22 protein-coding genes are annotated in these 24,290 nt (G+C 51.5%); 9 read left to right on the plus strand and 13 right to left on the minus strand.

Annotation, left to right across the window (positions count from 1 at the left end):
* Positions 1-168 precede the first annotated feature (168 nt).
* Complete coding sequence (locus tag A8O25_RS12195) at positions 169-1,260, minus strand: bifunctional transcriptional activator/DNA repair enzyme AdaA (RefSeq protein WP_066835212.1); 1,092 nt, start codon at positions 1,258-1,260, stop codon at positions 169-171.
* A gap of 291 nt (positions 1,261-1,551) precedes the next feature.
* Here A8O25_RS12195 and A8O25_RS12200 point away from each other — a divergent pair, with 291 nt between their 5' ends.
* The 3 genes from A8O25_RS12200 to A8O25_RS12210 all read left to right on the plus strand — a co-directional run bounded on the left by A8O25_RS12200 (position 1,552) and on the right by A8O25_RS12210 (position 5,246).
* A complete protein-coding gene (locus A8O25_RS12200; RefSeq protein ID WP_066835214.1) occupies positions 1,552-3,264 on the plus strand; it encodes a M28 family metallopeptidase in 1,713 nt (570 codons plus the stop codon).
* A 226-nt stretch (positions 3,265-3,490) separates the two neighbouring features.
* Positions 3,491-4,042 carry a hypothetical protein gene (locus A8O25_RS12205; protein ID WP_066835216.1) on the plus strand — a complete coding sequence of 184 codons (552 nt, stop codon included), beginning with the start codon at positions 3,491-3,493 and terminating at the stop codon, positions 4,040-4,042.
* A 1-nt stretch (position 4,043) separates the two neighbouring features.
* Entirely contained in the window at positions 4,044-5,246 is a 1,203-nt protein-coding gene (locus A8O25_RS12210; protein ID WP_066835222.1) for a patatin-like phospholipase family protein, read from the plus strand.
* Positions 5,247-5,442: 196 nt separating this feature from the next.
* Here A8O25_RS12210 and A8O25_RS12215 read toward each other — a convergent pair whose 3' ends face one another.
* On the minus strand, positions 5,443-6,783 hold the full coding sequence (locus A8O25_RS12215) for an IPT/TIG domain-containing protein (protein WP_066835224.1): 1,341 nt from the start codon (positions 6,781-6,783) through the stop codon (positions 5,443-5,445).
* Between the two features lie 208 nt (positions 6,784-6,991).
* Between A8O25_RS12215 and A8O25_RS12220 the strand changes: the two genes are divergently transcribed.
* Positions 6,992-7,636: a ferritin-like domain-containing protein gene (locus A8O25_RS12220; protein ID WP_066835227.1), complete on the plus strand. Its 645-nt coding sequence runs from the start codon at positions 6,992-6,994 to the stop codon at positions 7,634-7,636.
* A 194-nt stretch (positions 7,637-7,830) separates the two neighbouring features.
* Here A8O25_RS12220 and A8O25_RS12225 read toward each other — a convergent pair whose 3' ends face one another.
* From A8O25_RS12225 to A8O25_RS12250, 6 genes are all read right to left on the minus strand, one after another.
* The gene (locus A8O25_RS12225; protein ID WP_066835229.1) at positions 7,831-8,508 is read right to left on the minus strand and encodes a porin family protein; all 678 of its coding nucleotides are present in this window, start codon (positions 8,506-8,508) and stop codon (positions 7,831-7,833) included.
* A gap of 249 nt (positions 8,509-8,757) precedes the next feature.
* Complete coding sequence (locus A8O25_RS12230; RefSeq protein WP_066835231.1) at positions 8,758-9,243, minus strand: RlpA-like double-psi beta-barrel domain-containing protein; 486 nt, start codon at positions 9,241-9,243, stop codon at positions 8,758-8,760.
* A 342-nt stretch (positions 9,244-9,585) separates the two neighbouring features.
* The gene (locus A8O25_RS12235) at positions 9,586-10,104 is read right to left on the minus strand and encodes a 3'-5' exoribonuclease domain-containing protein (protein ID WP_066835233.1); all 519 of its coding nucleotides are present in this window, start codon (positions 10,102-10,104) and stop codon (positions 9,586-9,588) included.
* 98 nt (positions 10,105-10,202) lie between these two features.
* On the minus strand, positions 10,203-10,706 hold the full coding sequence (locus tag A8O25_RS12240) for a hypothetical protein (RefSeq protein WP_066835234.1): 504 nt from the start codon (positions 10,704-10,706) through the stop codon (positions 10,203-10,205).
* 69 nt (positions 10,707-10,775) lie between these two features.
* Positions 10,776-11,705 carry a M20/M25/M40 family metallo-hydrolase gene (locus A8O25_RS12245; RefSeq protein ID WP_066835318.1) on the minus strand — a complete coding sequence of 310 codons (930 nt, stop codon included), beginning with the start codon at positions 11,703-11,705 and terminating at the stop codon, positions 10,776-10,778.
* 149 nt (positions 11,706-11,854) lie between these two features.
* The gene (locus A8O25_RS12250) at positions 11,855-14,254 is read right to left on the minus strand and encodes a heavy metal translocating P-type ATPase (protein ID WP_066835236.1); all 2,400 of its coding nucleotides are present in this window, start codon (positions 14,252-14,254) and stop codon (positions 11,855-11,857) included.
* A 293-nt stretch (positions 14,255-14,547) separates the two neighbouring features.
* On the opposite strand from A8O25_RS12250, the gene A8O25_RS23405 reads away from it, so the two are divergent.
* The 5 genes from A8O25_RS23405 to A8O25_RS24235 all read left to right on the plus strand — a co-directional run bounded on the left by A8O25_RS23405 (position 14,548) and on the right by A8O25_RS24235 (position 19,520).
* Entirely contained in the window at positions 14,548-15,042 is a 495-nt protein-coding gene (locus A8O25_RS23405) for a hypothetical protein (protein ID WP_066835238.1), read from the plus strand.
* A gap of 18 nt (positions 15,043-15,060) precedes the next feature.
* Positions 15,061-15,570: a cupin domain-containing protein gene (locus A8O25_RS22975; protein ID WP_153042724.1), complete on the plus strand. Its 510-nt coding sequence runs from the start codon at positions 15,061-15,063 to the stop codon at positions 15,568-15,570.
* 233 nt (positions 15,571-15,803) lie between these two features.
* Positions 15,804-16,760, plus strand: a complete 957-nt coding sequence (locus tag A8O25_RS12265) for a hypothetical protein (protein ID WP_066835240.1) — start codon at positions 15,804-15,806, stop codon at positions 16,758-16,760.
* A 127-nt stretch (positions 16,761-16,887) separates the two neighbouring features.
* Positions 16,888-18,378, plus strand: coding sequence for a TonB-dependent receptor plug domain-containing protein (locus A8O25_RS12270; RefSeq protein ID WP_074987975.1), 1,491 nt, complete (start codon positions 16,888-16,890; stop codon positions 18,376-18,378).
* A gap of 464 nt (positions 18,379-18,842) precedes the next feature.
* Complete coding sequence (locus A8O25_RS24235) at positions 18,843-19,520, plus strand: SusC/RagA family TonB-linked outer membrane protein (protein WP_066835244.1); 678 nt, start codon at positions 18,843-18,845, stop codon at positions 19,518-19,520.
* Positions 19,521-19,580: 60 nt separating this feature from the next.
* Here A8O25_RS24235 and A8O25_RS12280 read toward each other — a convergent pair whose 3' ends face one another.
* From A8O25_RS12280 to A8O25_RS12295, 5 genes are all read right to left on the minus strand, one after another.
* Positions 19,581-20,147, minus strand: a complete 567-nt coding sequence (locus A8O25_RS12280; protein WP_206598680.1) for a response regulator transcription factor — start codon at positions 20,145-20,147, stop codon at positions 19,581-19,583.
* Positions 20,135-20,293, minus strand: a complete 159-nt coding sequence (locus A8O25_RS23520) for a response regulator transcription factor (protein ID WP_206598681.1) — start codon at positions 20,291-20,293, stop codon at positions 20,135-20,137. Before A8O25_RS23520 ends, A8O25_RS12280 begins: the two co-directional genes overlap by 13 nt.
* A 268-nt stretch (positions 20,294-20,561) precedes the next feature.
* Entirely contained in the window at positions 20,562-21,668 is a 1,107-nt protein-coding gene (locus A8O25_RS12285; RefSeq protein ID WP_066835247.1) for a DNA alkylation repair protein, read from the minus strand.
* A 52-nt stretch (positions 21,669-21,720) separates the two neighbouring features.
* Positions 21,721-22,299, minus strand: a complete 579-nt coding sequence (locus A8O25_RS12290; RefSeq protein WP_066835249.1) for a hypothetical protein — start codon at positions 22,297-22,299, stop codon at positions 21,721-21,723.
* A gap of 350 nt (positions 22,300-22,649) precedes the next feature.
* On the minus strand, positions 22,650-23,930 hold the full coding sequence (locus A8O25_RS12295; RefSeq protein WP_066835251.1) for a sensor histidine kinase: 1,281 nt from the start codon (positions 23,928-23,930) through the stop codon (positions 22,650-22,652).
* Between the last annotated feature and the right edge of the window lie 360 nt (positions 23,931-24,290).

Below are 24,290 nucleotides of genomic sequence, written 5' to 3' on the forward strand. Positions count from 1 at the left end.
TGCATCAACAGTAGGGGCTTAGAGAAGGCTGGGTTGATCTTCTTGATGGCGTCTTCCAGAAGGTGCACCTTGCGCGTTGGCGTGCGGACACAAGCGGGAGGCTTGCGCCAGGATTCTCTTTTTTGAAAGGTGTTTAAAAGTGTGGATTTGCACTATCGATTTGCTCTGTTAGAAGAGTTTCCCTTGGTCCCCAGCTTTCAGTTCTGCGGGGGTATTTTCCCGCTCTAGGTCCAGGAGCCATTTCTTGCGCCACAAACCTCCGCCGTAACCGGTTAACCCGCCGTCTTCGCCGATAACGCGGTGGCACGGAATCAGGATGGAGATGCGGTTCATGCCGTTGGCGTTGGCCACCGCCCGCACCGCGCCCGGCTTCTGCAAAGCGATGGATTGCTCTTTGTAAGAACGGGTGCTTCCGTACGGAATCCGCTGAAGTTCCTGCCAGACTTCTTTCTGGAAATCGGTGCCGGGGGTAAAGAGCGGGACCGTGAACTCCTTGCGTTTCCCCTCGAAATACTCGTTCAATTGTTCTTCTAGCATCTGGAAGTACTTGTTTTCTCCCTGCACAAGGGTGGCATTCAGCAGTTTGCTCAAGGCCTTAAACTCAGTCTCCAGCATGCGCCTGTCGGTGAACTCCAGGAGGCAGATGCCTTCCTCCGTGGCGCAGGCGTACATGGTGCCCAAAGGCGTTTGCAGCCGGGTGAGGTGAATGACGCGTTGGTCCTTGCTGAGCGAAGGTGCCACCCCGAAGATCGATTTAAAGGAATCAGAGAAACCGCTAAGGGACTCATAACCGGTGTCAAAGGCAGCGGCCGTGACAGAATCGCCGCCCTGTATTTTCTTGAAAGCCGAGTTGATCCGGAACATGCGCTGGTAAGCCTGAAAGGTCATGCCATGGTTCCTGAGAAACCACCGCCTGATCTTGCTGGGCTCCACCCCTTTCTGCAGCAGGTTCCAATCCTTGAATTTGCGGCTGGGGTTTTGGCTTATTTCCTGCAGAATCTCCTGAATATACGCCGGCGTCTCCCCTATTTTCTCCAGGGGCGAGCACACCTTACAGGGCCGGTACCCGTGCAGGATCGCTTCTTTGGTGGTTTTGAAAAACTCCACGTTTTCCCGTTTGGGCTTCCGGGCGGTGCAGGTGGGGCGGCAGAAAATGCCGGTGGTTTTCACGGCGGCAATGAAGGTGCCTTCGTAGGAAATATCCTTGGCGATTAAGGCCCGGTAGAAAACCTCGTCCTGAGTTAGCGTAAGTGTTTCCATAGGTAGAAGTTCAGGTGTTAAGAAGGATCACTTGACCAGATTTGCTTTTCTACAAAGCAACAACAAGCGCCGCCCTGCCGCAACCGCTAACTTGACAACTATTTTTATTTCCCCTCCGGAGCCTGATTTACTTTCTTCTGCCCGCTGTTTTGGGCTTGTTTTGCGTAAAACCCCGCAGAAAGGCAGCAGGAAATCCCTTTTTTACCTTCCCAGGCTCCACTAGCACAGAAACCAAGACTTTCATTTAAGGAGAGAACTCCTCTATTTTACAGCTTTATCAACGAACTACCTATGCTCCCGAAAACAAATTTCTGGATACTCCCCCTCAGCTTAGCCTTGCTGTCAGGTTGCAAAACAAGTAACCCGGTCCAGACCGATGCTGCTAATCCGACCCAAACGACTGCTACGCCCACGACCGATGCGGCCGCCCCTATCGCTTCTGCCAAAGTCACAGAAGACAGCTACCGCCTATACGTGACCGCTTTGGCGGCAGATGACCTGGAGGGCCGCAAGCCCTTCACCAACGGTGAGAAGAAGACGCTGGCTTACCTGGAGAGAGAAGCCAAAGCGCTGGGGCTGGAGCCGGGCAACGGCAACAGCTACCTGCAGGAGGTGCCCATGGTGGAGATCACCTCTGCCCCCGCCCCCACCATGCAGGTGAAAGGCAAGCAGTCGTTTGAGCTGAAAGGGCTGGAGGAGTACGTGGTCTGGGCCAAACGCCCTGAAGTGAACAGCACCATTCAGGAAAGCGAACTGGTGTTTGCCGGCTTCGGGATTGTGGCCCCGGAGTATAACTGGAACGACTATGCCGGGCTGGACGTGAAAGACAAGATAGTGGTGGTGCTGGTGAGTGACCCGGGTTTCTACTCGGCAGACCCAACCTTCTTCAAGGGCAGAACCATGACCTACTACGGCCGGTGGACCTACAAACTGGAGGAGGCCGCCCGCCAGGGAGCCAAAGGGTGCCTCATTGTGCACGCCACAGAGCCGGCGGGCTACGGCTTTCAGGTGGTGCAGAACAACTGGAACGCCTCCAGATTTTACCTGGACAACCGGAACAAGCCTACCTATAAATGCGCCATGGAAGGCTGGGTGACCACGCCCGTGGCCGAGCGCCTGTTTTCGGCCGCAGGCAAGAACTTTCAGGCTGAGCTGCAGCGGGCCGCCAAACCGGGGTTCAAAGGCATGCCGCTGGGCCTGACCGTGAGCACCTCTATTCAGGCCAAAGTGAAGTATGACAAGTCCTACAATTTCATCGCCAAGATTTCGGGCAGCAAACGCCCAGATGAAGCCATAGTATATTCAGCGCACTGGGACCACCTGGGCATTGGCAAGAAAGACGCCCAGAATGACAGCATATACAACGGCGCCGCCGACAATGCCAGCGGCACGGCCGGTCTGCTGGCGGTAGCCAAAGCGTTTAAAGCCCTGCCTCAGAAGCCAGAGAGAAATATTGTGTTCCTGTCGGTGACCGCTGAAGAGCAGGGGCTGCTGGGCTCGGCCCATTATGCTGAGAACCCGGTTTTCGCCAAAGAGAAAACGGTGGCCAACCTCAACATTGACATGCTCAACCCGTACGGTGCCACCAAAGACATGGTGTTGATTGGGCAGGGGCAGTCTGAACTGGAGGAAATCCTGGCGGAAGAAGCCAAGAAAGCGGGCCGCTACCTTGCCCCAGACCCCACCCCCGAAGCCGGCCTCTATTACCGGTCAGACCACTTCAACTTTGCCAAGACGGGCGTTCCGGCGCTGTTCACCGGCATGGGCACAGACCACGTGCAGCTCGGCCCCGCCGAAGGCAAAAAACTGCTGGCCAACTTCACCGCTAACATTTACCACAAGCAGAACGATGAGGTGAACGCTGCCTTCAAATTTGACGGCGCCGTGGCAGATCTGCAGCTGCTCTTCCAGATGGGCAGGCGCCTGGCGTTCTCCAACCAGTGGCCCCAATGGAAAGCAGGCTCTGAGTTCAAAGCCGTGCGGGAGAAGTACATGAAAAGATAACCCGTTGCGTTTTGGAGCAGTTTTGGCCAAAACAGGTCAAAAACAGGAAGGGCTGGCGTCACATGGCCAGCCTTTCCTGTTTTTGGCTTCTTTTCTGTAAAACAGTTCAAAAACGCAATACTTTCATTTCCTGCCGGAAAGCCGTAATTTTGAAAACATTCATGGAGAGTGCTTTACCTAAGCTCAGCCCATTCTAAATTCTTAATGTCTAATTCCTCATTTCAAAATGCCCGTACCCTCCGCTGACTTCAAGCAGGCGTTGAAAAGATTATCTGAGAAGGAGAAGGAAGCCCTCATTCTGCGGCTGGTGCGCAAAGACGCCGAAGCCTATGACACCCTCAGCTTTGAGCTGCTGGAAGACGTGACGCTGGAATCGCTGCAGGAGCGCAGCCGCGAAGCCCTTCATGACATTCTCTTCACCGTCTCGGGCCGCAGCCTGAGCAAAGCCCTGAGCCGGGGCCTCAAGAAAGCCGCCCAGGAAATTGCCCGCTACCAGCGCGTCACCAAAGACCGCAAGGGTGAGATTGACCTGCACCTGTACCTGCTGCAACTCATCTTTGACAACTTCACGGGCCAGTTTGACAGCGTATATAAAACCTTTTACGTGGCCACGGCGCGGCTGGTGCTGCGCAGCATGACGCTCATTCAAAAGCACCTGCATGTAGATTACCACCTGGAGTACCAGGAAACCATCAACACGTTTCTCACAGATCTCAACGGCCGCAGCAAGCGCCGGCAGCTGCCGTTCAACCTTCCCTGGCAATTTGAACTGGAATAAGATGTGCGTCCGTATTTGGCCTATTTTTGGGAAAACAGCCCCAAAACAGCTTTTCCTTATCACGCTTCTCTCCCTCACCTTGTCCAGCTACGCCGGGGCACAGACTCAGCAGAAAGTGTACAAGAACCTGGCCCTGGAGGGCGGCGGCATCAGGGGCATTGCCTACGGCGGAGCTTTGGCTGAACTGGAGCGGCGGGGCCAGCTGCAGACCATTGAACGCATTGCGGGCACCTCGGCGGGAGCCATACAGGCCTGTCTGCTGGCCATGGGCTACACACCGCAGCAAATCACTGAGATCACGTTCAAAACCCCTATCCAGAAGTTTGCAGATGGCCGGTTCCTGTTCGTGGGCGGCTTCGCGCGCATGTCTAACCGCTTTGGGTGGTACCGCGGCGAAAAATTCACCGGCTGGCTGTCTGACCTCATTGCCCGGAAAACCGGCAACCCAGACCTCACCTTCGCAGAGCTTCACGCGCTGGCGGGGAAAAACGGCTACCGGGATCTCTACATCACCGGCACCAACCTGAGCCGGCAACGCTCTGAAATCTTCAGCCACGAGACCTTCCCTCACATGAAAGTGAAAGACGCGGAGCGCATTTCCATGAGCGTGCCCATGTTCTTCCAGGCGGTGTTCATGGACAGCACTGGTCAGGTGTTCCCCAAGCCCCTGCCCAACAATGGTACAGACGTGCTGGTAGACGGTGGGTTGCTCATGAATTTCCCGCTCATGGTATTTGATCACCCTACATATTTTTCCGCCGCAGGCGCCACCGCCCCAGAGGGGAAGAGCCGTTTTATTAACCCAGAGACCATAGGCATACGTTTAGACTATGATGCCCAGATTGCCTATGACCTGGAGCGGAAAGGCTTGGCCCCTAACCCAATCAACGGCTTCGCCGATTACATTACTGGTTTTTACCGCATTATCATTGAAAACCTGAACCGCCATGAGCTCACCCCCGCCGACTGGGACAGAACCGTTTCTGTGAGCACCGCCGGCTACGGACCAAAGATCAAACGCCTCTCAGAGAAAGATAAGGGACCCTGCTGGAAAGTGGGCGCATGGGCATGCTGCAGTTCTTTGCCGGGTGTGAGTAATTGGTCAGCAGAATCAATCATCAACCCTACATTAGCTCATAAAAACCAAAGCATTCTTTTCTGGCCTGTAATTGCTAAGCCAGGTCAGAAACAGAATGCTTGTTAAGCTTTCAGGTGGTGGCTGCTGCGGGAATAATCTTAGAGCATGTTTAAATTTGTCTTTTCCGCTGCAAACGGGAATCAAAAGAACCTGACATCGCATTTTTCTCCCACCATAGTGGGGCGTATGCGGCTCAAAAAACGCTTCGTCAGAACCTTTCACTCCCAATTTTCGCTCGCAAAACCAAAATTTAATCAAGCTCTTACTCAGAAATAACTTTACAAATTCTGGACAAATCGCTTGGATATCGGTCATTTATTGAGATAAAATACAGATTCCCATTCTTATCAAATGCAAAATCAATAGGTGTATCTACAGTTGCCTCCAGAGCTTTTCCGTCTTTGTATACTAAGGGGTTAGTTCCATCACCTGCAAGAGTAGATACCTGACCCTGTGTATCAATTTTTCTTATCCTATAATTCCCTGCTTCCCCCACAAATAAGTTCCAGTCTTTATCAAAGATAAGGGCACTTGGCCCGAAGAATTGCGCCTGTAGCGCTGCCCCATCTTTATAACCTGCCTGTCTGGTGCCAGCAACGGTACTAACTTGTCCCTGTGGGGTTACCATTCTGATACAGTTATTCTCTGAATCAGTCACAAACAAATTCCAGTTTTTATCAAAATCCATTTTGTAGAGGCCGGCAAATTGGGCTTGGTTTCCGGCACCATCACGATATCCTTTCACGCCAGTGCCGGCAAAGGTACTTACCATACCCTGAGGGGTTATTTTACGAATGCGGTTGGCCTCTATCACAATTAAGTTACCGTTGTTATCAACATCCAGATCTGTGATGGCATTGAACTGTGCTTGATTGGCAGGCCCATCTTTATATCCAGATATTTGCCTAATCTCACTGTTGCTAATATAGCTACCTGCAAAAAGACTGACCTGCTTTTGAGGGGTTACCTTATAGATAAGGGAGTGATCAGCTAGAAAAAGGTTTCCTGATTGATCAAAAGTGCTTGCGGTTAAGAACATAAAAACTGCATCACTTAATGAACCGTTCGTGAAAATAGGTACAGTATACAATCTGCCTTTACTGAGCTCTGTTGCCTGAGACCTACCGGTAATTACTTTTAACATACCAGGAGACAATTGAGTTACATGCATGGCATTGTTTGCATCAAAATATAAACTGGTAAAGAAAAAGTGATCAAAATAGTTAACTGTAGAAATGGTATTGGTTAATTCATAGGTAAATGAATCCCAAGAAGCATCTTTACTGCCCACCACCACTTTTATAGGGCCGGAACCTGCCCCTTTAGGTACTTTCACTACAAGTTCCTTTCTAGCCGCAGAAACTACTATAGCCTTTTTATCATTAAAAGTGACAGTATTTTCAGTTGTGATTTCCGAGAAATTTCCCCCCTTAATAGTTATTTCTGTATCAAACGCAGCTTTGAGAGGAGAAACAGATTCAATTTTAATACCATTGCTGGTACCGTTTTGGGGGGTGGGATCTTCCTCTTTTTCGTCCTTGGTGGCACAAGAGAGCAGGGCCAGGGCAAAAAAGTAAACAAGGAGTTGTTTGAACGTCTTCAAGCTTATATTTTTTGTAATGATTCAAGAATGTTGTTGATACAAAAATAGCTTTATGCAGACTCCTGAGTAATACCCACTTGTAGGTAAATAAGGATGTACTCTAACAACTTTACATTTTTAAATTTTATAAAATCTGGCCAGTTCCTTTTTCCTCTAACTTCCTTAGCTGTTTTCACGTTCATAACAGGTGAAAAACCAAAATGAAACTATGTCAGCGAACGAAAAATCTAAAGTCGTGCAGGTTCTGAAGGAACTGAACGAATTTGTACATGATGGCCGCGAAGGGTATGAGCGCGCCGCGAAAGAAAGCACAGACTCTTTAAGACAAGATGTATACCGCCGCTTCTCCCAGCAGCGTCTGGCGTTTGCCAATGAGTTGAACCAGATTATTCAGCAGCACGGCGGCAGCCCTGAACGTGACACCACTGCCAAAGGCAAACTGTACCGCCAGTGGATGGACTTTAAAGCCACCATCACCGGCAGCAACGAGGAAGCTATTCTGGGCTCCTGCATCTATGGGGAGGAGTGGGCGCAGAAAGCCTACCGTGATGCTCTGGACCATGAGCTGCCAGCTGAGGTACGCGGGGTCATCTTACGCCAGCGCGAAGCCTCTACAGATGTTCTGACCCACCTGCACCAGATTCACGAGGCAGCCGGCTACGCCCCGGCCCAAGGTGGCTTACCTGCCGCCATCGCCTCACCGGCGCTGAGCAAGCCGCTGCGTACCGCGTTGTATGCAGTAGCTGGCGCCGCAGGAGCAGTATTGATTTATGGCCTGGTTTCCAAGAAGATCCCAACCGCCAAATTAGTGGCCGGCCTCTCCTTCTTAACCAAAAAGAGAACTTCAGCTTAGATATTTCTCTTTCTTTTAATTGAGAGCCTGGTTTCTGTTTTTTGGCTTGTTTTCTGAAAAACAGGCCAAAAACAGCCTGATTCTAAGAAAAAGCAGCGGCCAGAAACTGGGGCATCCCCAACAAAAAAATAGGCGGACAATGTCCGCCTATTTTTTACTCATCCTATAACACATTCACTATACAACTAAACTCTTTAGAACCTGAAACCAACAGAGGCTTTGAACCCGTGGTTGTATGATTTATAATCTGCCTTGTCATCTATGGTGGTAAGCCCCATGTCATAGCCCCCGCTCAAGCTCAGCCCGTTCTGGAACTGATACCCTAGCCCCGCAGACAGCCCCACGTCAACGGAGCGTTGCGCGGTCTTCCACTCAAAGTCATTGTTGTAGGCAGAGAAGCCTAGCGCCCCGGCATTCACATTCACGTTATTAGACAGCAGGAAAGACACCTGCGGGCCGGCAAACAGGTTAAATCCTTCGCCCACGTATACTTTGGCTAAGAGCGGTATGTCAATGTATTCTGCTTTATTGGTAAGGGTGACTTTGGCATTCAGGAATTCTCCCACGCCCCCCGGCACCCTGCCCTCCAGCACCATCCCCTTCTGGGAATACTGCACGCCCGGCTCAAACTCAAACCCGCTGCCCAACGGTATGCTCAGAAACATACCCGCATGGAAGCCGTGCCGCCATTTGGTCTCCACGTTTCCGTTGGAGAACTCCAGCAGTTCATTGAAACTCTTCACGCTTTCGCCTTGCCAGCTGGTGGCGCTGTACCCTGCTTTAATGCCTACTTTCACCCCGTCATTCTGGGCAGAAACGTTTGTGATAAGCCCTGATAACAAAACCACCACCATTAGTATTATCTTCTTCATCTCTCTTGCTGTTTTCATTGTTCCCAATAGCCTGCAGGACTCTTGCCTGGTCTTAATACAAAACCGTGCCAAAACAGACCACCTGGTAAACACTCTCAGCAAACGGGATTTAGAAAAAGCTATAAATAATTATCTTTCAGAATGTTAAAAATCAACAATTATAGATTCCATCACTAAAGAAAACAGCTGCGGCCAGCCTTTGAAAGGCTGGCCGCAGCTGTTTTACACGTTGCAGCAGACGTTTACCGCCTACAGTTTAATTAATTTTACGTCTTCCCAATAGCCCATGATTTTATCATGGGGGCCTACCAGAATATCTACCCGGTTCTTGATGCGCCGGTGCATGGCGTCACGCACTACGTAGACACCGTCTAACTTGGGGGAAATCCCTTTTACCAGCACAGAGTCTCCGTACTCAATTTCACCGCCCCAACGGGCCAGCAGGTTTCTGGACAAGGCCAGCCAACGGTGCTTGCGCGGATTCCGCTCATTGATTCTGGAGCCGTCTGCGGTGATGAAGGGCGTATCATCTGTCTGTTCCTCTTCCGGGTAGTACACAGAAGCGTCTACCGTTATGTGCTCTGGTTCAGCAGGCGTTACAGGTTGGGGAGACCAGACAGGCAGGGTACTTACGTTTACCGGCTTTGCTGGAGCTGGCGTGGTGGACCCTGAGATTTCTTTTAAGAATGGAAAAATGATAAGAAGAATAAGTCCATATGTTTGGTTCTTGACCATGCTTTCGTTGTTGGTGGAACATCGGTTTAGCTAGTGGTCTTTAACGGTGGCTAAAAAAAAGGGTTATTTTTCTTGGAAATGTTACAAATAACACGTATGACTTGCAGGCAGTTTCTATGGCATGCGCTCTTGTTTTCCCCTGTTTTAGCAAAAACAGCCCAAAAACAGCGGCAAGGGTAGCTTAAACACGAAACTTAATTAGATGCAAATAGGTGAGAAATGGGTGAGCAGCCAGCCCTAAGAAGCATTTGTACCTGATACTACACCTCACCACCCGGGCCTTTCTGTACGTTCTTTCAAAGAAAGCAGAGCAGCTGAACGTGCCCCCAAAGCAGAATTGTTTTAAAGTCTGATCTTCAGGCCATACTTATTTTTCAACGTTAACAGGGCTTCAGCGTTCCCTTTGGCATCTTCCACCGGATGATGCGTGTGGTCTGTTTTTCTAAGGTGCTTAAACGTCTTGAATGTGTCTTTTACAAGCCCTTTATACAGGCTGCCTAAATTCTGGGAGCTGAACCCAAACGGGTTGCTGCCGGTAAAATGGTGGAAGTACCAGCAAATGAACATCCAGTCAAAGCCGTTGTTGTCACTGATAAATATGGGTCTGTCAGTGGTGTTTTCTTTGATCCAGCGGGCAAACCTGGCCATTACTGCAGCAGGGTCTTCAAAGGCCAGGGTTTCCTCCCGGCTATGGCCTGCAACCGCTAAGGCTTGGGGAATAAATTTTTCTGATATGGGTTTCAACTTTCCGTAAAAGGTTTTCCCCAGACCCTCCTCTACTACCACCGCCCCAAAGGAAACCATAGAATAATCACCCGGAATGGGACCGTCGCTTTCAATATCTACCATTATGTAAGTCATACCTTTATTCTCTATTAATAGTGTACCCTCCCCCTTTACCCACCTGTTCTAAAGGTGTCTTATACATTGCAGATGCACCAATTTCTGATAACAGAAAGTCACTTCGCCTGAAATTCAGAGATAAGCAGCGTATTAAAGAGCCCGTTGCTGGAGTGCTCATTGAGGAACAGCCCATAGAGAAGCACCAGTTTTTTTGGTTTCACCTCTTTTCTGAATGACTTTTCCAGCTGTTTCTGCATAGGTGCCCAAAACTTAGTCTCCCCAACCTGAAACAAGTATTCATGCACAACATTCTGACCTAAGGCATCTGGTTCACCGCCAGAGAGCTTGAATACATTTTTCATAGACCCTAGCACCTTTGGGTCTACAGGTCTGGACTCTCCCAGAAAGATGGCCATAAACCTGTATTTATCATGCCTGATGTAATAGCTGCTCTCACCAGCTGTGCGGTCAATGCTGTCTGCATACTGTTGCTCCAGCTTCAAGACCTCTGGCAGATGGACCAGGCGGTAGTTTTTGTCCCAGGCCTCCCATCCAGACTGAGCCGCCCCATCTGGTATAAAGGCAAGGAAGAAGACGAAGGCTATCAAGAGAGTTTTCATAGGGGGTTTGGATGCGTTACGCCTTTTTCAACCTGTACGTCTTTTTCTGGTTCCGCAGACTGGAACCTGCTACTCCGGCAACTTCTCATCCAGCACCTGCACCGCCTTTAAGATCACCTCCACCGCTTTCAGGTAAAAGTTTTGGTGAATGTTTTGGAACTCATCACTCTCTTTGTGGTAATGCGGATGGTCTTCTACCCCGAAATAAAGGAACGGGATCTGCGCCTGGTGAAAACTGCCATGGTCTGACTGCAGGGTCCAGTCATCATGGCCCTGCTCAGGGCGGTCATGCCCGAAGCTCAGCCTAAACTGCTCCGGCAACTTCACCTGCTCCACCAGTTGCCTGATCCAGGGATAGTGGTAGGTACCGGAGGCGTACAGCTCATTCTTGTCTGAAATGCTCACCATGTCCAGGTTCACGTTGAGCAGGATGTCTTCTTTGGGGAAAGGCAAATTAGAGACAAAAGCTTTAGAGCCCACCAGTCCCTGCTCCTCGGCGTCAAAGGCAACAAACACCAGGGTGTGTTTAGGCTTTTCTTTTTTAAAATGCTCGGCGAGGGCCAGAATGGCCCCAATCCCGGAGGCATCATCATCGGCCCCGTTGTAAATTTGTCCGTTACGGGTTCCCACATGGTCATAATGGGCGGTGACCACTATCTTTTTTGGCGAAGATCCGGTCCTCACCCCTACCAGGTTCACCCCTGGCACGGTTGCACTGCTTCCGCGGGGCGAAAATGTGAAGGCATGCTGGTACTGCCCCCCCACCGGCTGAAGCCCCACCTGCTGAAAGCGTTTCAGGAGGTATTGCTGCGCCTTGGCATGGCCGGGGGTGTTGGGCAAGCGCCCCTCCATGGAGTCAGCCGCCAAAATCTCTACATCTTTCAGCACCTGGGGCACCGGGGCGGGCTGGTAAGAGCTTTGGGCGCAGGAGCCAAGGCAGAGGCTGCAAACGGCCACCAATGCGGCAAGAGAACGAGGGAGGGCAACTGTTTTCTTCATGAGGAAAAGATACAGCAAAAATATGAAACTCAGACAGCTGACGCCCCAATTCCTGTTTTTGCCTGTTTTCAGAAAAACAGGCCAAAAAGGCAAAGGCGGAGTTCTCATGACAAGAACCCCGGCCCCACTGTTAACGCTACTTTTCTATTTTAAAGCCTTGCTTTCTTAGCGGCCAGCTTCACGCTCAGCACCGCAAAAGAAATCACACTCAGCGTACTCACCGGCATGAGAATGGCAGACACAATAGGCGTAAACTCACCCATCACGGCCATGGTCAGGCCAATAATATTGTAGATAAACGACACCCCGAAGGCGGCCAATATCAGCCGAAGACTGGTCTGGGAGAATTTAATAAAATGGGCCAACCTGGGTAGCTGCTTCGCGTCCAGAATACCGTCACAGGACGGGGAGAAGCCGGTCACGTTATCTGTCAGGGCCAGCCCCACATCGCTCTGGCGCAGGGCCCCGGCATCGTTCAGGCCGTCGCCCACCATGATGGGGGAATGGCCCTGGGCTTTGAGGGCATTGATGTACTCCAGCTTCTGCATGGGGCTCTGGTTGAACCGCATCTGGGCCTGCGGCCCGAAAAGCTGGCGCAGGCGTGGCTCCTCGCTGTCATTGTCGCCGGAGAGCACGGCCAGCTTTTTGGTTTTACCCAGCTCCTGAATCAGCTCCTGCAGGCCTTTGCGGTACACATTCTGGAAGGTGAAGTAGCCGCGCACTTCCTCATCAAAGGAGATGAACACGCGGGTCTGCTTGTTGTCATGGGCCTCTTTGAAGTCGGCCCCAACCCAGACGGCAGACCCCACCTCCACCAGCGTGTCACCCACGGTGCCTTGCAGCCCGGCCCCTGGTTTCTCCAGGAAATTCAAAACCGGTTGCGGTTTGCCTTGCAGTTGGGCGTACAGGCGCTGGCTTAACGGGTGGGTAGAATGTTTCAGAACACTGCGCACCAGCTGCTCTTCCTGCGCAGAAAGCGCATGCCCCACAAAGGTAATCTCGGCAGAGCTGGGTTCGGTCAAGGTGCCGGTTTTGTCAAAGACCACCACATCGGCTTTAGCCAACGCTTCTACCACGCCGCTGTTCTTGAGGTAAAACTTGTGCTTGCCGAAGATGCGGAGCGTAGCGCCCAGCGTGAACGGCGTGGCCAATGACAAGGCACAAGGGCAGGCAATCACCAGCACTGAGGTAAAGGCTTTGATGGCCATATCAGTATCACGCGGCACCCAGTACACCAATGAAGCGGCGGCAATGAGGAGCGTCACAATCAGGAACGGCTTGCCCACCGCGTTGGCATAGTTCTCCAGGGTCTGCTTCTCTTCTTTCTTGAAGTTCACGTGGTTCCAGAGTTGGGTCAGGTAGCCCTGTGACACTTCTTTCACTACTTCCAGCTCAATGCCTTCGCCCAGTTGGCGGCCCCCGGCGTAAATCACCTCCCCGGCCACCCGCGCCACCGGCACAGATTCACCGGTCACAAAACTGTAGTCAATGTTGGCGGTGCCGCGCAACAAGATAGAATCGGCGGGAATGAGCTCGTGGTTGCGCACCAGAATACGCTGGCCTTTTTTGAGTTCTTTCACTGAAGTAGGGATTTCCTCGCCGTTCTTGAGCACCGTCACCGAGATTGGGAAGTACGAGGTGTACTCCCGGTCAAACGCCAGCGAGTCATACGTGCGGCGCTGCACCAGCTTGCCAATGAGCATGAAGAACACCAAGCCCGTGAACGAATCCAGGAAACCAGGGCCCTTGCCCGTGGCAATGTCATAGATGCTCACGCTGAACAATGAGAGCAACCCAATAGCGATGGGCAGGTCCAGATTAATCATGCGCTGCTGCAAACCCTGCCACGCAGAGGTAAAGAAGCCGCGCGCGCTGTACAGAAACACCGGCAACGACAACAGCACGTTCAACCACCCGAAGAACCGCCCGAAGTGGTGCTGCAGCCCCCCAAAATATTCAGGGAAACTCAACAGCATCACGTTGCCAAAACAGAAGCCCGCCAGACCTAGTCTATAGTAAATAGAGCGGTCTTTCTTGGGGGCGGGGCCTTCCATGTCGGCGAGGGTAATCTGGGGCTCGTAGCCAATGTGGGCCATGAGTTCCACCACCTGCGCCAGCGTGGTCACCTGGTGCTCAAACGTAACGGCAGCCTCCTTTTTGAGGAAATTCACGTGCACATCGGTCACGCCGGGGTTGAGCCGGTTCAGGTTCTCCAGGAGCCAGATACACGAGCTGCAGTGCATCTGCGGAATATGGAACGTAATTTTGCTGATGCTGTCGTTCTGGAAGTCCAGCAGTTGCTGCTGCACCTTGGCATCATTCAAATATTTAAACCGCGCCGAGGCAATGGGGTCTTTCACCGAAATGCCGGGGCGGTCGTCTAAAGTATAATAGGTACAAAGGTCGTTTTCAGCGAGTAATTCATAGACTACTTTGCAGCCTTCGCAGCAGAACTCCTTCTCATCAAAGTGAATGGGGGTGCTGGTGCATGCATCGCCGCAATGGTAGCAGGTGTGTACGTCAGTCTCTGGATGTGCGGTCTGGAGCATAACTTCTCTTTTAATTCCAATACAAAATTACCTTCCGGCCCCGCCGAAAAACATGACAAACATCACCCCGTTTCATGACGCTCCTCATGCGCACCGCCCCCCGGAACGCAGATATTTGTACTGCAAATGGCAGCACGCATAGTCCTGAGTCTTGAGTTCTGAGTCATGAGTTTTAGAAGTATGTTTCAGAACAGAAAGAAGGAGGCTGTTTTTAGCCTGTTTTCACGAAAACAGGCCGAAAACGGAAAGTGCTGTCACGCAAACTCAGAACTCAAGACTCAGAACTTAACACCATGAAGCGCTCCCATACCCTCACGTTTGTCACCGCCGCCGCCCTCTTTGTCTGGGCGGGCATGATTGTGGGTATTTCCTTTATTGAAGCCCCCATTAAATTCACCGCCCCCGGCATCACCTTGCCCTTGGGTCTGGGCATTGGCCGGCTGGTGTTTGGGGTGATGAACAAGGTGGAGATTGCCCTTTGCGCGGTGGCCATTCTGGGGTTGCTTTTCAACCATGCCACCAAAAAGGAATGGACACTGGTGAGCTGTTTCACCGCCATCCTGCTCTTGCAGACCTTCTGGCTACTGCCGGCCCTGGATGTGCGCGCCCTGGCTATTATTAACGGGAACAACCCGGGCAGCAGCAACCTCCATTTCATGTATGTGGCGCTGGAGTTTCTCAAGTTTGGAGGGCTGCTGTACACGGCGGGCGTGGTGCACAAGAGTACAATTCTGGAGAAACACCAGGAGCGCCTTCGCCTCCATCAACTACAGGAACTGGTTTCTTAACTTCTTAGCCCTACCTCTATGAGAACCGCTACCCAAACGTTAGAAGAGATCACCTGGCTCACCTCCAATATCCAGAGTAACTACCCAGAGCTGTACCAGTACCTGGAGGAGAACCCGCTCACGCTTCCGCCGCAGCCCAACGCCCCCGTTGACCGCTATGAAGACTACCTGGAGAGCCTCAAAAGCCTGCTCAGAAACCATATTACCACGCATAAAATGCAGAAACATATTTTACCTGATCTGGCCGGTACGCTGGAGTATTCAGCAGACCGCTTCCAAAGCAAGATTCTCTCTGACCAGGACGGGCAAAAAATCATTCTCTTTGCGTTTGCCAAAGGCCAGGGCCTGAAAAGCCACACCACGCCCAAAGACGCGCTCCTGATCATGCTGGAAGGCGAATGTTCCTTTGAGTTTCCGGAGGAGGAGAGGGCGCAGACCCTGAAAACCGGTCAAATCATACAGATACCCGCCCATGTGCCGCATGCCGTACACGCGCTCACCAATTTTAAGATGGCCTTGATTAAATAAGGCTTCGCCGGAAGGCACTGTTCTTTAAGGAGGACGGGAAGCGTTTTTAGCCTGTTTTGGGGGAAACAGCGCAAAAACAGCTTCCCTCCTCCTTACTTTTTTTCAGCCCAGTCATTCTGCCTAAACCCATCAGGGTAAATACTTAATTATCAACACGTCACCAACCTCCTTTTACCGGTTGCGTTAGCGGGAGTGGGTACTTTTCTGCCCGCTTTCCCTTACGTTATGCTGAGATGAAAAAAGGTCTGAAGATTACCCTGTTGGCCCTGCTGGTTTTGGTGGTGGCGGTAGGTTTGGTGTTTGCCCTCACCCCTACCCGCAAGCTGGTCCGGTACTTCGGCCCAGACATTGACTACCTGCGCATCACCAACGTGCAGATAGACCAACAGACTGCCACTATGAATATGGTGACCCAGGTGAAGCCTTCTCTCCTCTCTGGGTTAGTAGACAGCGTAGCCTATGATTTTAAACTGTACGGCACCAGCATCGCCAAAGGCAAGAAGGTATTTTCTAAAGCTGAACAGGACGGCGATATACAACAACTCAAGCTGCCCGTGACCATGAACCACAACGTAACCCGGGAACTGGTGCGGCGGCAGGTGCGGGAAGGCGGAAAAGTGCGCGCGCACATTATTGCGTTTATAGACATGCGCCTGTTTGGTCGGCAGCAGCTGGATTTTGACCAAGACCTGGACATGATACTCCCCGCGCTACCGGGGCAGGAGCTGGTAGATGTGAAAATCACTGATTTTGGGCTGGACAACATGGGCATGCTCATGACCATGCTCATTGACAACCCCAACCACTTTGACTTTTATGTGCGGCGCTATGACATCAAGATGAAACTGAAAGACTTCGCGTTTACCTCTGGCAAGCTCAAGAAGGTGTACCTGGTCAAGGCGCAGAGCAAAACCCCGGTGCAGGTAGAAGCCACTTCAGACATCAGGAGCCCTCTAAAAACTACTTTCAAAGCCGTGTTCGGGGACAAGGACTGGCCGTACCACATGGTGTTGCACTCAGTGCTGGAGCCTAAAAGTGACGTGGTGGGCACCATTGAGATGGACGGGGAAAAAACGGGTTCTATCAACATTGTTGAACAGCTCAAGAAAATCAAAGAGACCAACAAGGCGCAGAAGAAAGCAGAGAAAGCGCAGAAGAAACGGGAGAAGGAAAAGGAAGCGCGTGCGTGATTTCTGTTTTCGGCCTGTTTTTGGGAAATCAGGCCGAAAACAGGAATGTATTTTTTTCCTGCCTGAACTTCTACTGGAGATAACGTGCAAAAGTGTATTTTGCCTTATTATTTCTATGTAAAATTTCATGACTTTATCATTCCTCAGTAAACTCTATACACTAACGTGCTCAGGTCTTCTTTGTCTGGGTGTTGCATTGTTTACTTTCCCTTTAGTAGGTAAGGCACAGGAGATATCCGGGGCTGAAGCCCCAACCAGTGGGCCAGACACTGTAGCTATCAGGTATGGACCTTTTTGGGAAGCAAGCAAAACCAGTTCTGTAACTGAATTTCCCCAGCAACAGTTTAATAGGGGCCTCCTAACAAATCCAACTGATTTGATTTCTGGTCAGGCAGCCGGTCTACGTATTACCAGTATAAACGGTGCCCCAGGTGCAGGACCACTTATCCAGTTGCAACGCAACTACGCTCTAGCTGGAGAGAGTGCTCCGTTGGTTATAATAGATGGTATGATTCTGGAAACAGAAGCTCTCTACCTGTTAGATTCTCCGTTGAGCCTGCTAAACCCGCAAGATATTGCCTCTATCACTCTATTGAAAGATGCGGCTGCTACTGCCCTCTATGGTGCTTTGGGAGCCAACGGGGTTGTGCATATTACCACTAAGCAAAGCCCCACAACTAGAAAATTACAGGTGCAATTTTCGTCACGCCTGGCAGTTTCACAGCTAGCCCGTAAAACACCGGTACTTACTGCTGACCAATTCAGGGATGTGGTAAACCAATATGGCACGCCAGAGCAGAAAGAACATTTGGGTACAGCCCATACAGACTGGCAGGAGGAAGTTTATAGGAATGCGGTGAGCCATGACCAAAACCTGGCATTGAGCGGTACATTGGGTAGGTTTCCTTACCGGCTCTCTTTGGGTTATCTGCACCAGAACGGGATTTTGGCCAATTCTCATTTCTCCCGTACCTCTGCGGCGCTTACCCTCACTCCTGCATTCTTCAAAAATAGATTAAAAACCGGCCTTATGTTAAGAAAAGGGAGTAGTGACTCCCGCATTCCCAATGAGAACATGGTGCTATCACCATTAAGGGCTAACCCAACTCACCCTACTTCAGTTGCAGAAGATAACTCATCCTTCCCAACTAATGTAAAGAACCCACTGACCATGCTGGAACGCCAGAAAAACGATGGCACCGCTGAGAAAGAACTGGTTCAGCTGCAATTGCAGTACAGCTTTGGGTTTCTGCCTGGCCTGAAGGCCCGCGCGCACATAGGGTTTGACCATTATACTGGCACCCGGGATGACTTCCCCAACGCCAGTTCAAACACGTACAATTTTATCACCCAATATGAGCAGGGAAAAAAGAATACAATCCAAGAATACACCCTCTCCTATACAGATTCCCTTGAGAAACTAGACAGTTACTTTGAAGTAATTGCCGGGTATTTTAACCAATCGCTATCTATCTCCTATTCCTATAACTCCCGAATTATAAACTTTGACGACACTGGCAATAATAACCAAGGTAGAATCAGAAGGGGCACGTACGAGCTAGAAAATATAGGTTTTTTCGGAAAACGAGTTATACATTTAAGAACCGGTACTCCATAAGTTTCACCCTAAGGCAAGATGAGCACTCCCGCTTTGCGCCTTCGGCCAATACCTTCACTTCCTACGCATTAGGTGCAGGATGGCTTGTCTCTGATGAACCTTTTCTACAGCATCAAAGACTCATTTCACACCTTAACATAAGGGCGAGCTATGGTAAACTATATAACTTGCTTGCCTCTACAGAGAATTCGCAAAGTAGATTTCAGGGTGAATTTCCTTTAACGAGTGCCGGGAATCTGGCCCCAGAGAAAATTGTTTCATTTAACACAGGAGTTGATTTTGGGCTGTTCCAAGACAAACTTCGGGTTACCGCAGAGTATTTCAATAGAACCACCCATGATCTTTTATCCTATCAGTTTCAAAGTGTTTCAAATAAACAATACAGCCAAATTATTGCATCTGGCAACTTAATTACTACAGGCTGGGAAGGGACAATAGGCATTACAGCTCTACAAACCTCAAGTTTGAACTGGAAATTGTCACTGAATGCCTCTCATGCTACCTATAAACTCCAAGGGCTTCCTGGGTTAGTGTACGGCTCCAGAACCTTTTTTATTGATGAATCCTATCCTAAGATGCTAAACGGGAACGGAGCTTTGCTCTATTCTTACTACCTGCAGCAGCAAAAATACCAAAACGGAAAACCAGTAGAAGGCCAGTATGAAGACAGAGACGGAGACAGCTTTCCTGACCAAGTTCCTGCCCAGAGCGCCGTCCCTACTACCTTGCTAGGTTTAAATAGCCGCCTTACGTACCAAAAATGGTCATTTAATTTTTTGGCCAGGGCCGAATTAGGCCATTCAGTTTACAACGGTTTTGCGGCTTTCTATGGCAATTACCGTCCTAACTCCATTGTAAACATGAGCACGAGTGTCTTGACAACCAATTTCCGTCAATCACAATACCTCTCTGATTACTACTTAGAAGACGCCTCTTTCCTTCGGCTGGAATACCTTTCTTTGGGCTATGACTTTGGGCGGGTATTCAAAAACCGGGCTTCTTTACAATTAGAGGCCACCGCCCAAAACGTGTTTGTGCTTACAGATTACTCCGGGCAAGACCCGGAAACCGCGTATGGCTTTGATGGGTTTGCGTATCCCAAGGCCCGTACATTCTCGCTGCAGTTGAACGTCACGTTGTAGCTTCACTCCCAATTTTCCGTTTTCGGCCTGTTTTCGCCAAAACAGCCCGAAAACGGAAAATCACGCCGCCACCTCCAGCTTGTAGCCGCGGCCGTGCACGGTGGTGATTTTCACCGTAGCATCTGGCTGCAGGTACTTGCGCAGGCGCGAGATGAACACGTCCAGGCTGCGGCCCACAAAATAGCCGTCGTCTTGCCAGAGGCGCTGCAGAATCTCTTCGCGGCGCAGCAGCTGGTGCGGGTGCTGCGCGAATAACCTTAGCAGCTCGGCCTCCCGGTGGGTGAGGGTGTGGGTGTGGCCCGCCACGTGCAGCTGCAGGTTTTTGAACGCCAAGGTAGAAGCGCCAAGCGTGAAAACACCGGCGGCCGCCGAGGCCGGGGAAGGCTCTGCGGGAGCCGGTTCTGGATGCTGGGAGGTTCGGCGCAGGATGGCTTTTACGCGGTACACCAGTTCCTCCAGCCCGAAGGGTTTGGTCAGGTAATCATCGCAGCCCAGTTCAAAGCCCTGCAGCCGGTCGGCTTTAAGCGCTTTGGCCGTGAGGAACATGAACGGCGTCGGCAGGCTGCGCCTCCGCATTTCTTCGGCCAGGGTGAAGCCATCCAGTTTGGGCAGCATCACGTCCAGCACGCACAGGTCAAACGTGGTTTGGCCAGGGCCGATAAACCGACCTCCCCGTCTGGGCAGAGCGTGACGGCGTAGCCCGCGCCCTCCAGGCTGTCTTGCAGCAGGAAACCCAGGTTGGGATCATCTTCCACAATGAGAATGTGCGCCATAGTTAGATACAAGTAGCAAAATGTAAGACACAGGACGTTTCCGTTTTTGGGCTATTTTCTGAAAAACAGGCCAAAAACGCTATTTTGAGGTTCAATTGCCACCACAAGACCTTCTTTCTGCAGCAGCCGGTTGTTTCCCAGCCTTTCGGCCAGTCTATCAGCAGGTATGGCGCAAGCGTCTGATGGTACCGACTTTGTGAAGAAACGCCCTCAACCACCAGCCGCCGCCTGCTTCAGAAAGCCGTACCCCCACTGGAATGGCGGCGCTTTACCTCACCACCAGAAAATCTGCCATCTCCTTCTCCTGCCCGTTTACAATCAATGAAACGCGGTGCGGACCGGGGTAGTACTTGCGGGTGGTGATGAACTTGAAGCTCTGCTTGCGGGTAACCGCCACCTGCTCTGCCGGCGCGTACTCCCGCTCACTTATTTTAAACACCTTGCGGGCCAGCGATTGATTGGCTTTCCGGTAATACACGCCATACTCCAGCCGAACCTTCTGCGGAAGCTCAGACGTATTCTGGAGCACGAACGAGAAGCGCAATTTATTGCCTAAGGCCACTTGGGGGGTGAGTACTTTGAAATCCTGCAGGGCCAGCTGCGCTCCGCCCTCAAAGCCAAAATATCTCAGCACCTCGGTGTGGCCCTGCTTGAGCAAGGTGCGGCAGCCGTGTTTCACCACCCAGTCGGTCTCCGGGGTCTGCCCTTTCCATTGGGCCAGCAGTTGCAGCACCAGCGCGGGGTTGTCTTTGGAGATGTCATTGAGGTTGTTGGCCACGCTGCGGCGCACAAATTCAGAAGCATCGGCTTTCAGGTTCTCCAGAATGGGCAGAATGGGGGATGGGTCGCGTTTCAGGAAGGGCAGCGCCATGGCCCACGGCAACCGGGGCCGGCACCCCTCGCTGGCGAACCGCCTTACCGCATGATGTTCATGTTGTGACCAGGCCAGCATCTGCGCCATCATCTGCTGGGGGTATTTGAGCAGAAAAGGACGCACCGCAAACTCACAGCTGATGAACTGGGTGATTTCCTCCATGGCCTTGCTAGCGGTGACCGGGTCCTCCAGCCCGTACAGTTCCACGTAATCTGGGAAGAACATGAACTCCACGTGCCGCACCGGAAACCGCTGAGCCTTAATTGCTTCAATGGTCTGCAAAATAACGCGCACCGCCTCTGGAAACTGCTTCGGGAGGAAACCGTGTAGCACCTGCGCCGTGTGCCGCATGCGCTCCTTCAGCTCTTTGGTTGCCCAGCTATCATTGAAGATCTGCCGCTTGAACTCTTCTTTGTTCAGTGCGGGCAAAATCTTCTGCAACACGTTGGCAAAGGCCTCATAAAACTGCGGGGAATAGACTTCTTTGAGTGGCGTGGCCATGGGAGAGCGGGTTTGCTTTTTGGGCTAATTTCCAGAAAACAGGTCAAAAACGCTAGAGGGTGGCAAGATTGACTCTAGATGGCTTTCGAGAGCTCCAGACGTGGTACATAATTCCAGCCAACATACCCACCATGCCGCCTAAATAACTCAGATTATGAATGGTGCCTACCACAAAGAAAGCGAAGTGGTCATGTACTTTGACAGTGGGAGGCACAAAATCAGGCAGGGTAGTTAAATACCGGGCGTAGTGTACGCCACATAAAAGATCGTCCCAAAAGTAGATAGGGACGCATACCACAGGCACCAAAGCAGTCACCAACAGCACCACACCCAGCGCCTTTAGCCCCTCCAGCAACATCTGCTTCGGCTGCTTATGCAAGAAGCTAACCAAGCCAATTAGTATTCCTATTGCCAGTCCCAGAAACCAAGTTGCTTGAACCCCTACAAGGGCAACTCCCAGGCGGGGAGACTGGTAAAAATAGTCTTCTAACCCAAACTGGTAAAACTTGAATTTGGTGTAGTATTCCGGCGAAATGGAGTACGTAATTTGGTCATGCAAAATCCCGTACAAGCCGCTCACGATCACAGAGGCTAAGATTATCAGATAAACGGTTCCAAACTTCTGGAGCATGCTCTTTATTTGTGAAGTTAATTCTTAATAGAATTCCCAAAGCGATTAGGATACTCCCCCTATGAATGGGGCGAAGGGGGATGTTTACCCCTGCCGGTCATGACGTTCGCAACTTTAAAGGTAAAAATTACTTCTGTGTTTCACGTATTGTTAAAGTCACAGAAGTAACCCAACCGTTCATAAGGAAATGTGGTTTAGCAATACGTGGACACTCCTGTGTAAACATCCCCCTACCCCCTTCAAAGGGGGAGTATCGGGTAAAGTAGCAAAAGGTTTACAAGCCTGAACAATAACAGCAGCAACAAGAACCACTGATTTACAATCCCCCACCTTCTGCCACCCTCACCCCGTTACCCTACCGGCAACACCAACCTGAAACACGTGCCCTGCTGCTCGGCGCTCTCTACGGTGACCTGCCCGTGGTGCGCGTCCATGATGGCTTTCACGTAGCTCAACCCCAACCCGAAGCCTTTCACGTCATGCACGTTGCCGGTGGGCACGCGGTAGAACTTGTCAAACAGGAACTTCTGGAATTCTTTCTTGATGCCCACGCCGCGGTCTTTGATGCTGATGAGAATGCCCTGCTCCACGTCACGGGTGCTCACCTCAATCTCTGGCGCCTGGGGCGAATATTTCTCAGCGTTGTCCAGCAGGCTGTAGAGGGCGTTGGCCACGTGCAGGCTATCTGCTTGCACCAGCGGCTGGGTGGCCTGCAAATCCAGCCGCAGCTTCCCAAACCGCTGCTGCAGGCGGGGCGACAGGTTCTGACTGGTTTGCTCCAACAGCGCGTGCAGGTCCACGGTTTCTTTCTTGAGCGCCAGCTCGCGGCTTTCCATGGTGGCCATCTGCAGCACCCGCTCCACCTGCGCCCGCAGCCGCTCGTTTTCAGCGTGAATGAGGTCATGGTAGCGGGTGAGCCGTTCCGCGGGCAAGGTCTCGGCGCGTTTACGCAATACTTCACTGGCCAGGCCTATGTTGGTGATGGGCGTCTGCAGCTCGTGGGTGAGGTTGTTGATGAAGTCGGTCTTCAGCTCGGCCAGTCGCTTCTCTTTCAAAATCTGAACCATGGTATAGGCGAAGAACAGCACCACCAGCAGCAAGGCACCCGTACTGTACCACCAGAATTCCATCTCCTTCAAGATGAACGAGGTCTTGGTTGGGAACACCACCGCCAGATTATACATCGGCGCAGCCCCCTCCTGCGCATGTTTGATCACAGCCGCCTCGGCCCCAGCCGCCGCTATTCCCTGCGAGGCCGGAACATACCGCCCAAACATAAGCGTATCATCCAGGCTGTGGTAGAGGCCAAACTCATACGGCTCCTGCAGTTGGCGTTGCGCCAGTTCCTGTTGCAGCAGCTGCGCCGCCTGCGCCGGGTCAACCGGGGCGTTCAGCTCGGCCACAAAGAAGTTGGAGGCCACCTGTTGAATGGGCTTCGCCGAAGAAGGCGTCTTGCCCGATTGGGTCAGCAGTTGGTCAGAGACATGGGTCAAAGCCACCTGCACGCTGTGGTTGAACGCCCGCTCCTGCACGTTGTACGCCTTGGCCAGCCACACCCCCTGCACGCCCAGCAGGGCGGTCAGCGCCACGCTGGCCAGCACCAGAATGATTTGGATTTTCTTCCTGCTCATGGGTTAAAAGTAAAGGTTTTCTGCGGCTCTGCCACCGCGTTAACATCTCATTAACATCTTTTTACAAACCATTAACCTGGGTGCCTTTCTGTAGCCAGTATGTTTGCAATGGACAGATTTAGGAACAGGAAATAGCATATCTGCCTGTCCCCCTTTGAAGGGGGTAGGGGGATGACAAGGCCGCTTGAAATAAATAAAACCCTTGAAATGGAAAGAGTAATTCTGACTTGCGGGAATCACAGATTCTGCTTTATCTCGGCAGTTTCTTCTGCGCTTGCTCAATATCCTATAGCTCCGGTAACTAAGAAACTGGAATGCCTAATCAGCACGAGTCATCATCCCCCTACCCCCTTCAAAGGG

The sequence above is a fragment of the Rufibacter ruber genome (assembly GCF_001647275.1).
Classification (GTDB): domain Bacteria; phylum Bacteroidota; class Bacteroidia; order Cytophagales; family Hymenobacteraceae; genus Nibribacter; species Nibribacter ruber_C.